General features: G+C 41.4%; 4 protein-coding genes and 1 pseudogene. All 5 read right to left on the bottom strand.

Annotated elements, in window-relative coordinates; all coding sequences use genetic code 11:
- Nucleotides 1-53: 53 nt before the first annotated feature.
- Entirely contained in the window at nt 54-3,503 is a 3,450-nt protein-coding gene (locus R7035_RS21550; RefSeq protein ID WP_318146266.1) for an SNF2-related protein, read from the bottom strand.
- Nucleotides 3,494-4,945 carry an EH signature domain-containing protein gene (locus R7035_RS21555; RefSeq protein WP_178982289.1) on the bottom strand — a complete coding sequence of 484 codons (1,452 nt, stop codon included), beginning with the start codon at nt 4,943-4,945 and terminating at the stop codon, nt 3,494-3,496. Before R7035_RS21555 ends, R7035_RS21550 begins: the two co-directional genes overlap by 10 nt.
- Nucleotides 4,942-5,676 (bottom strand): flagellar motor protein MotB, encoded by a 735-nt coding sequence (locus R7035_RS21560; RefSeq protein WP_006741471.1) that lies wholly within the window; start codon nt 5,674-5,676, stop codon nt 4,942-4,944. The genes R7035_RS21555 and R7035_RS21560 overlap by 4 nt, the downstream gene beginning before the upstream one ends.
- A complete protein-coding gene (zorA, locus tag R7035_RS21565) occupies nt 5,669-7,789 on the bottom strand; it encodes an anti-phage ZorAB system protein ZorA (RefSeq protein ID WP_318146267.1) in 2,121 nt (706 codons plus the stop codon). Before zorA ends, R7035_RS21560 begins: the two co-directional genes overlap by 8 nt.
- Before the next feature lie 56 nt (nt 7,790-7,845).
- Nucleotides 7,846-9,720, bottom strand: a pseudogene (locus R7035_RS21570) (UvrB domain 3-containing protein); the annotation flags it as partial.
- Between the last annotated feature and the right edge of the window lie 76 nt (nt 9,721-9,796).

A 9,796-nucleotide genomic window follows, 5' to 3' on the forward strand; every position in this document is an offset into this window, starting at 1 on the left:
CTGGATGTCTATGGACAGAGAAATCCGCCAAAGACGACAGTGGACAAAAATGGCTAAACTTTCAGTCTCTCTTTGCCCAGTCTCGATAATATTTCTTTCAGTGTAACTTCATATTCTTCAAGGTAACTCAACAATTGTGTTCTGCCCAAAATTTCAACACGACATGTGGCAGCAATTTTATGAGTTCGCTTAGCTAACGAAGGTGAATTGGTAACAAAAATCAAACGCTCAAAAGAACTTCTCATTGCTGATTCATAAATAGGTTTAGCAGAATGAATCTCCTGTATCCCTTTATAACCATCATATTGTCGTTGCGTAAACTTAGCTTGCACTAGAATGTTGCCACGATTACTGAGTAACACACCGTCAGCACCATGATCAGCACCACTATTCGTAAGCCACGCACTTTCACTATCCGTAATCTTTGCCAGCAATTCTACACATAACGCTTCAAATTGCTGCCAACTTAACTTATCAAGTTCAGCCGCTGTAATACGTTTATCAATCAAATCACCAGAAACTACTCCCCCAACACCTGCTGGCTGTGGAACAACATCTTCTGGTGTAACAACAGCATCCTTCAGCAACGTTTTTTGGGTAAGTAGCCTATGTAGATTTACGTCAAACGATTCAAATTCGGGATGATGTAAAAGCGGGATATAGATATGTACATCTTTTTCTTGTCCTATACGATAAACCCTATCCGTCGCTTGAGCTTCTTTTGCAGGGTTCCAATGTCGCTCTAAATGAACAACATGATTAGCACCGACTACAGTTAGACCGACACCAGCCGCTACCGGAGACATTACTATTAAATTGAAGCCTTCTTTGGCTTCGAAATCTGCAATCATTGATTTTCGAGTTGGGACAGATTTACGCTTTGCTACAGCTTTTGCATCACCATTTATTACGGAAAGTGGACCAAGATTATATATTTGTCCCAGAGTCACGCTTAAGAAGCTCTGTAGGCGCTTGTTAACCGCAAAAATAATGCACTTTTCTTGTTTGCTTCGTACTCGGTCTAAAGTCTCAAGCAAGGAATCTAGTTTTCCTGATTCTCCATATAAAGCCCTAGCTGATTTTGCATTTTTTGGAACATCAAGACGACCTCCATCACTTAACCGAGGATGTAACGAACTATCTCTTAGCCTCATCAGCGTGGTAAGTGCGTGACTATCTTCATTCTCGAGTTGATTGCTAATGGTCCCTTCATAAACATCTCTCTGATAGCCAACCATTGTCGACTTAAGTTCTTCTAAATACTTCCAGTTTTCAAATTCTCCACCAGCATACATATGTTTTACAGGAAGACCTTTCAGGTTGTCCTCTTTAATACGTCTCAGCATTAATGCCCCGACAGCTATACGGAGTTCTCTTCCAAGCCTAGCTCTTGTTTCTTCAACCTCATCACCAGCAGCTTTGAGAATTGGCGAAATAAACCGAGCACGAAATTCTTGATAGCTCCCCAGATGCCCTGGGCAAGCAGTATCCATTAAACACCAAAAATCAGCTAAGCTATTTTCTACAGGCGTACCCGTAGCCACTAGTTTGAAATCAGCTTTTAGCCCTTTAGCGGCACGAGTTTGAAGTGCATTAGGGTTCTTAATGTTCTGGGCTTCATCGAAAACAACAATACCCCAGTCAATCAAACACATAGAGAATTGATAATCCCGAAGTGTTTGATAAGTAGTGATAACCAAACGCTCTGGTAGATCTAAACGGCTTGGCCCAAAGTGTTTTCCCACTTTTAAAGAATATTTTGGCTCTAAATTCTCATCAGATACGCTTTGGCTTCGAATCTCCACCCCGCCCATTCTATAGTCATTCAATTCAGCCGCTGATTGTAAGATAACCACATCTTTGAATGGTGAGCATGTAAAGGTTTTTTCGACTTCGTCCTTCCAGTTTTCCAGTAAACTCAAAGGAGCAACGATCAGCGCAGGCTTTCTCGTTTCGCCATCCATTTTTTGTCTTTGATAAATGTGTTCTATGGCAGATAAAGCCATAAATGTCTTACCTAACCCCATGTCATCTGCTAACAAGGCTCCGCTGATTTTCGAGTCAGATGAGCCTTTTTGTTCAACGCCTAAAATCCAACGAACACCAATATCCTGATGCGGAAAAGGCGTTCGTTTGTGGTTTTCCCAGTTTAACTCGCCATCCCATGAAATATCAGAAATAAGCTGCTCTACTTTAGAAGAGTTTTCCGACAATTCCTCATCATTTAAGTCAATATCAACAACATGTATTTCTAAATCTTTCGGGTCAATCTCAGCACCTTCTGGGCTATCTGGATTAGGACTGTCTACCATAGGGTTAGAAATATTATGCTCTATCTCTTTAAGAACCCTTTCAACAGTCACAGGGTCACCGAGATCGTAAGACTTACCTTCATAATCAAGAACTGTCGCTCCGGTTTGTTGGGCATCTCCGACCTTCTTAGTCACATCTTCAAAAGAAGTTCTATCGTGAATAACATCAGTAAGTTTAGAGGTTGGAAGAATCACAGTAGATGAAGAAGAGGAACCAAACCAATCAATGCCTGACTCATCAGTCTCTCCAAAATAGGCGTGTTTAAATACTGTCGCACCATGAACCCTGATAGAAAAGCCTAAATCAAGATCGACTAAGCTCGCATCAATGTATGCTGTAGGATTACCCAAGAAAGCCTTTACTTGGCTTTTGGGGATAACTCTGTTGCTGATAACTTCTTTTACAGCCATGAGCTTTTCTTCAGAGAACAGGACAATTTCATCACCTACTTTCAGAGTAACTGCGTTGTCGCTTTGCAACTGCCCCAAAACCTTTTGAATCGACTCATGGCTCGCACTTTGCCCCATGTTTGGCGTCAATATCAGCTCGCCTTGAGAATTCAGTTCTGCTTCTACTGTAATTTTATTTGGTGTCAGAATTCTTAGCTTTTCAAAGTGCTTTAGATTCAACTTACAACCACTCTTTTGAGCCTCTTGTAAAGAGTGTAGGTAAAGTAAGTTATCGTATTCAGACCGAGCAGAATTTCCATGGGCTTTATGTGCGTTAAAGGCCATAAACTGCTCGGGCGTTAACAGGTACTGCTCATTTTGACTAAACCGAATGAAAGGTCCATCCACAGTGTAATTTAGCGTTGTTCGACCCTGTTTGGTTGTTACCGAAAGGTCAACTTTAAAGGTAGGTGTGCTAGCTTTTCCTTGAATATCTGCATCAATAGTTCCTTGCCAAACCGAAGGAAAACCAAACAAGATTCTCAAATCAGAGTCGAGCCTTACCGCTGTATCGGCTGGCATAATAAAGCCATCTGGAAATGAGCTTACATCCCCCTGTTCTTCAAGCATTCTAAGTGCAACATACTGCGCCGTTATCCACTCATCAGCTTTACCAGCTTTAATTTTCTCTAGGGTTTTCTTGGAGGTTGTGAAATCAAGACTATCATCACAGACTAACTCAAATTGAGACGTCTTATCTAGACCAGAAAAGAACTTACTGATTAAAGAGGTTAACTCCACTCTCTCACCCCATAACGTTGTTTAAAGTCAATATAATCTTCATTTGAAAGCACATCTTTAGGCGTCAATTTAATTCCCAGACCTCTAAGTGCTGTAAGTGCTTTTCGCTGCCATGAGTAGCCAATTGGTGAATGCGTTATTTTTGCTACGGCTCCCGATGATAATCGTGTCATCTGATTATTGATCCCACTGGTTAGCTGAGAATACGTTGGCCTAACAATGTCATAATTAAATACGCATACTGACGAATCTAGATGCTTGTACAGCCACAAGTAACAACTGTGGCTTCCCTCTACCATGTGCGCACCATTCATTTGCACATAAATTATGGATTTATCACCATCTTTAACAGTCGAGAAATTGGGCAAGTGCTTAGGGTCATAATTTCTCTTCAAATACCTTGCAGCATCCTGACTCAAATAAAGTCGTGTATTTGAAATAACCCCCGCATCGAACATCCCCTCTAAGAAACATTTCCTAGATGGGTACATTCTCTGTAGCTCGTAATTAGCTGAAGAGTAGGAATAATCTTCCAACGCTTCCAGAAACAACTTCAAATCCAGTTTTGATAACCATCCGCGAACAGCTTGAATCAGAATTGGTTCTAAACCCTTCCACCACTTAATGTATCTTGGATTTGAACTTGGTACTCGTGGGTCACCGCCAATCGCTAAGATCACATTCATCCAAGGCTCACTGATGTGAGAACCTATCGATCGGCCAATCAAAATTCTAAGAATTTGATGCCCTAACAAACTTTCAGAGTCATATCGAGAATCAAAAACCGCCGTTTTTTGAACCTCCTCTAGGAGAGGATGATCTTGGCCTAATGGTATAGTGTTTAACTGCTCAATATAGTAGATGCCTTTAGCCGCCGTTAAATATCTGCCATTTGCATAACGTTCCAGCTTCATCTCCGCAAGTAAATGATCAAAATCGACATTATTTTGAATCGCCCTTTCCGCAAGCCACTTGGGGCCATTGGTTGACAATATATTTTCATCAAACTGCTCATCATTGCCTCGCAGCCTTTTAGCCTCCAACAACCAGTCTGCTGTAGCTTCCAAGTCTGCCAGTCGGTCATACTCTGATAAGAAATGCTGATAAAACGACTCTATGACTAAAGAGCTTGGTTTTTTTACAATTTCTGTAATTTTATTAAGCAATCTACGCGTAAAGCTGACATTTTTCTTCGCATCCGTATGTAGCGAGAGAGCTAAGGCGCGAACATGTATTGAACTATCCAAAACGTCTTCAACTCTTTTCTTAGAGGCAAGCGCGTTACATACTTCTCCATACGCAGTTCGGAACTTATTGTTTTCAATACCGGCACTCTTAGAAAGCACCTCTAGCTGATTCGATAGATGTGCAAAGTCCTTGATGGCTTGACCAAAAGGATTGGCTGGCAAACTAACTTTGAGCTTTTTTATATTTAAACTCACTGTGCAACAATCCTCTCGAGCTCAGCAATAGATGGTTTCTTAACTGTAAATCGAATATCAATACGCCTATTCTGGCTCTTTTCTTGCTGATTCGACTCTTGTAGATTGGCACGTCTTGTCGCTGCATAACCACTAACAGAGAACAGCTTTGCATGATAAGCGTTTTCTAAGTCACCGAGTTTAGGCGTTAAGCTCAGTTCATTTTGCCAGACATTCCATACAGATATTGCTCGATCAGTAGATAACCCCCAGTTCCCTTTTCCTCTGTAATGGATACTATCGCTATCGGTATGCCCCTCAATAAAAACGGTATCGAGATATTGAAAACGGTCTTTCTTCTGAATTGCAGAATGAAGAACAACACCTATGTCCTTAACTGCTTGCTGTATGGTTGCATCGTTCGGAATTGATGATTTACCTGATGCAAACGTAAGTGTGCTTTCTGGGATCCGAATTACCGTATCGTTATCAGCAATTTCAACAATTACGTTTCTTTTAGCCAGTTCGTCTCGAACATCATAAATTATATTCTTTCTTGCTAACTCAGCTTGCTTAAGCTCTTCGATACCAGCTTCGACATCATTGGTCTTTTGAGTTAATTCAATAATCAGAGCAACAGCTGCAAGTATAAATATAACAAGCAAAGCAGACATTAGATCGGAAAATGAAACCCAGTAGGGATTTTCTTCATCTACTGAGTTTTGTGTATGCGAACGAATACCTCTACGCATGTTGGCTCACTTTATCTTGAATTTCATCGACAACACTAGAAATAGCTCTAACTGCTGTATTCATGCTCTCTGCATACTGTGTACTACTATTGGCCCAAACTTTGAGGTGCTCGGCGGTTTGTCCGTTGGCTTGCTCTGCATAATCTTCAAGCAGTTGAGCCATTTGCTCCGTCAACTCTTTTACATTACGCTTCATTTCTGAAGTGAGTTCGTTTAGATTACCTTTTTGTTCTGCAAGGAACTCATTTTGGGTAGTGCGAAGCGTGCTAAACGACTGCTCTGCACTAATCAGCATATTGTTTATCTGATCTGTAATCGCGCTAAACTTACTTGTATCTTCCAGTAACTGCTCCCTCAACGCTTGAATTTTCACTGCGCCTAGCTGGTTTTGCTCCGCTAAATCCTTCGTGCTGTTAACCGCTTCAGTAACAGCACCAGATAGTTTGTTGCCCGCCTCTTTGATGTTGGAACCGAACACATTCATACTATCAGCGGCAACTCGTAACTCACTCGCCGACTGCTGCATACTCTCAGTAGCTCGAGCAGATGCCGAAACAGATGAATCGATACTATTTTGTAATTGTTTACCTTGCTCAATAATATTATTAGATGTGATTTGTTGTGATTCAATCGCCGCTTTCACTTGAGCAAGAAGCTCATCCGTTCCAGCTTTCATCGCCTGCGTTTGATTCACAAATATATCATTACGCTCTTTTTCCATCTGACTTGCCATCCCATCTCGTTCAGAGAACGTTTGGGTAAGTTGGCCAACTTGATTCTGAACAAAATCGGTCAACACTTGGCTTTGTGCTGAAACATTTTCTACTAAATCTTTAATCGTACTTTCCATTGAGGAAGCCAATTTCTGTTCACGTTCAGAAGCAGCTGATTCTCTTTTAGTAAGCTGCTCACCTAACTCAGAGACTTGTTTTTCTACAAACTCTGTTAGAACACGCTTCTGCTCATTACCCTGAGTAACTAGCTCAGAAACTTGAACTGAAATAGTTGAGATAAGTTCTTTCTCTCTTTCTGAAGATGCGTTTTGCTGAACTTCCAACTTATTGACGAAAGCAGCCATCGAAGTGCTCATTGATTCTAGCGTCTTATTTACGTTTTGAGACGCAGAGTCCATCGCGACACGTTGTTGCTCGCCTTGTTGACCAAAACCGTCCATGAAAGATTGAAGAACGCTTTCAAGCGCTTTTTGGTTACCATCTGACGTCTCATCAACAAGCTTATTGATAGCTGGAGCCATGATTTTTTCCAGACTACTCTCGAGACCTTGTTGAATACCCTGCGTTGCTTGAACTAATGACTCCTGCATTTTCTCGCCAATTTTCTCAGCAAGTCCTTGTAGGCTTTCTCGAGATTGCTGGCTGTTATTTGCAATAGATTGCAGTTGATATTCCGCACTTAATCGAGGGAACATCCTGTCAATACGGTTTTGCAAAGACTTAATTCTCTTTCTAATTACTTGCTCAAGAATTTTCTCAATGAAGTTGAATGCAACACTGAGTAAGACGCCCCAAACCGATGTCATAAATGCGATTTTTGCACCATTTATAACTCCAGCAACGCCGTTTTTCATCTCATTGACATCAACGTTGCCCGCAATATTTAGATCTGAAAGTCCTAGCTGTAAACCGACAAAGGTGCCAATAACACCCAGAGCCGTTAAAAAACCTGGAACCGCCGCAATCATTCGGTTTTCAGTGCTACCACCAGCTAAACTAGAACTATTAAAGAAGTAGTCGGCATCAAATGTGTTATGCAATCGAACAACGTCATCAGCACCTTTTACTTCGAGCAGTGTTTCGTCAAACTCTAGCCATAAATGCCCTACGGAATTTTTCTTTTTTTCAGCTCTAGAAATCAAATCGCTTCGAACACCTGAAGGGCTCGACTTCTCAGCCTCGCCCAAAGATTTATGCAACCAAGCAACTCGTTGCCACGCACGAGCAAAAGCAGATACTGTCCAAATCAAAAAAAATAGAGCCACACCCCATAAAATAACCACAAACAAAGCACTCAATTGCTCAGGAGTTTGAGGTGGCATTACATTTAGACTGCTCAAGTCTGGCCATAAACTGGAGAGATTAAGGCTATTGGTCATTCAAATTATTTCCAAGATTAGTTGTTTAATAAAAATGTTCTTTAGTGTTGGGACTTTTACATCCCAACCATACGCTGCATGCTTTGCGTCCAAGATGCTTTAAAAGCAGGGTCTTGTGCAAACAGCTTGTACAGCTCTAATTCGTCTTTACGGCGTTGAAGCATGATTTCTTTCAACATCTTCTCAAACGCTAGCTCTCGCGTATGAGGGTCTGCGTTGTTTTGGTATTTCGCTTCGAAATCTGGGTGATTTCGGATGCTCTCAGCAATATTCACAAACTTAACGCGCTGCTCTTCTGGGGTTGCGCTCCAACCTTGAAACCAACGTTCGTTAAAGATTTGGATGATCTCATCTAGTGGATCTTTCTCAGTCTCTGTACCATGAGCTCCGCGAGGGTTCGGGTTTTGAGGATCTAACTCAGTTTCAGAGTCATCCAGCTCGATGGAATGGTTAAGCTTAACCCTTTGCAACCCATAGGAGCTCAAATCGACGGAATCAAGTAACGAGTCTAGTGCTTCTTTATCTGGATCTTCGACGGAAAGTTTCGGGATCAAAAACTTCAAGAACCAGAACAGTTTTTCCCACTGAACGACCTCATAAGGCATGATAGATGCCATCTGGCCGTAGATTTTCACAAACTGCTTGGCCTTCACTTTGAAATCAACTTTAAATTCGTTTTCTAGTTCTAACTCATCGTTAAAACGCGCAGCTGCGATGTCAATGATTGGGCTTAGGTCCTGAGCATCTCTCCCTTCAAAGAAACGCTTGTTGAACTCCTCAACTTCAAACCACTCATAAATACCAGTGTCGTCCATCTCATCTTTTAGCTCATGAAGAACGTTAACATCTGTTGCTCCTGATAGCGTTGTAGAACAATGAAAGTCATTAAACGGTTTTTGAATATCCTCAATCGAGTTGAAGAAATCCAATACAAAGATATCTTCAGTCTTCTTGCCCAAATTCAAAGCAGATCTATTCAGTCTCGAAAGAGTTTGTACACACAGTACACTCGCTAGTTTTTTATCTACATACATGGCACAAAGCTTTGGTTGGTCAAAACCTGTCAAATACTTATTCGCTACGACCAACAAACGGAAAGCATCCTGATCTACATGCTTAGGGATTGGGGAGTCCGACTCCTTACGCTTGTAGTTCACATCAAAGTAATCTTTGGTATCACCTTCTGGGAAGCCATTAAGATCTGCTTCTGTGTATTCAATTCCATCAACTTCTTTGGTGCCAGAGAAGGCAATCGCAACTTTAAATGGGTTACCTATCTTATCGAGTTGCCGTGTTAACGCTCGATAGTAGCGGATAGCTGACTCAATATTTTGAGTCACCACCATGCCTTTGCCTTTACCTTTAAGCTTCTTACCGTTAATCACATGTTTGATAAAATGTTCAAGCATGATCTCAGCTTTGGTATCAATCGTTTCTTGGCTTGCCTCTACATACGCTCGCAAACGCTTCTGCGCTTTTTTACTATCGAACTCTGGGTTATCTTGGATTGATTTTTCAATCTCGTAATAACTCTTATAAGTCGTGTAGTTGGCAATAACATCGAGAATGAACCCTTCTTCGATCGCTTGTTTCATCGAATACAAATGGAAAGGCTCGTAAGTTCCGTCCGCTTGTCTCTGACCAAACTTTTCTAGAGTGGTGTTTTTAGGTGTTGCGGTGAACGCAAAATAAGAGGCATTTCCACGCATTTTACGAGAACGCATTGCCTGTAGGATTTTGTCCTGAGCATCTTCTAGCTCTTCCACTTCCTTCTTACCCATTGCACGATTCATGTTGTCATGAGCGGAGCCTGACTGAGAGCTGTGGGCCTCATCAATAATGACGGCAAAGCGCTTGTCACTCAAATCGGCAATACCATCAATAATGAATGGGAACTTCTGAATGGTGGTAATGATAATTTTCTTGCCATTGTAGTGGTCAACTAAAATTGGCCACGGTTTTAGAGTTTTCCCAATATAACCGTTCTGATTCATTGGGAGTTAGGCC

Source organism: Vibrio sp. 1731 (genome assembly GCF_033339955.1).
Lineage (GTDB): Bacteria > Pseudomonadota > Gammaproteobacteria > Enterobacterales > Vibrionaceae > Vibrio > Vibrio alginolyticus.

Excerpts from the sequence above, each read along its gene's own strand:
- R7035_RS21560 (WP_006741471.1), bottom strand. The coding sequence starts at position 5,676 with ATGCGTAGAGGTATTCGTTCGCATACACAAAACTCAGTAGATGAAGAA.
- zorA (WP_318146267.1), bottom strand. The coding sequence starts at position 7,789 with ATGACCAATAGCCTTAATCTCTCCAGTTTATGGCCAGACTTGAGCAGT.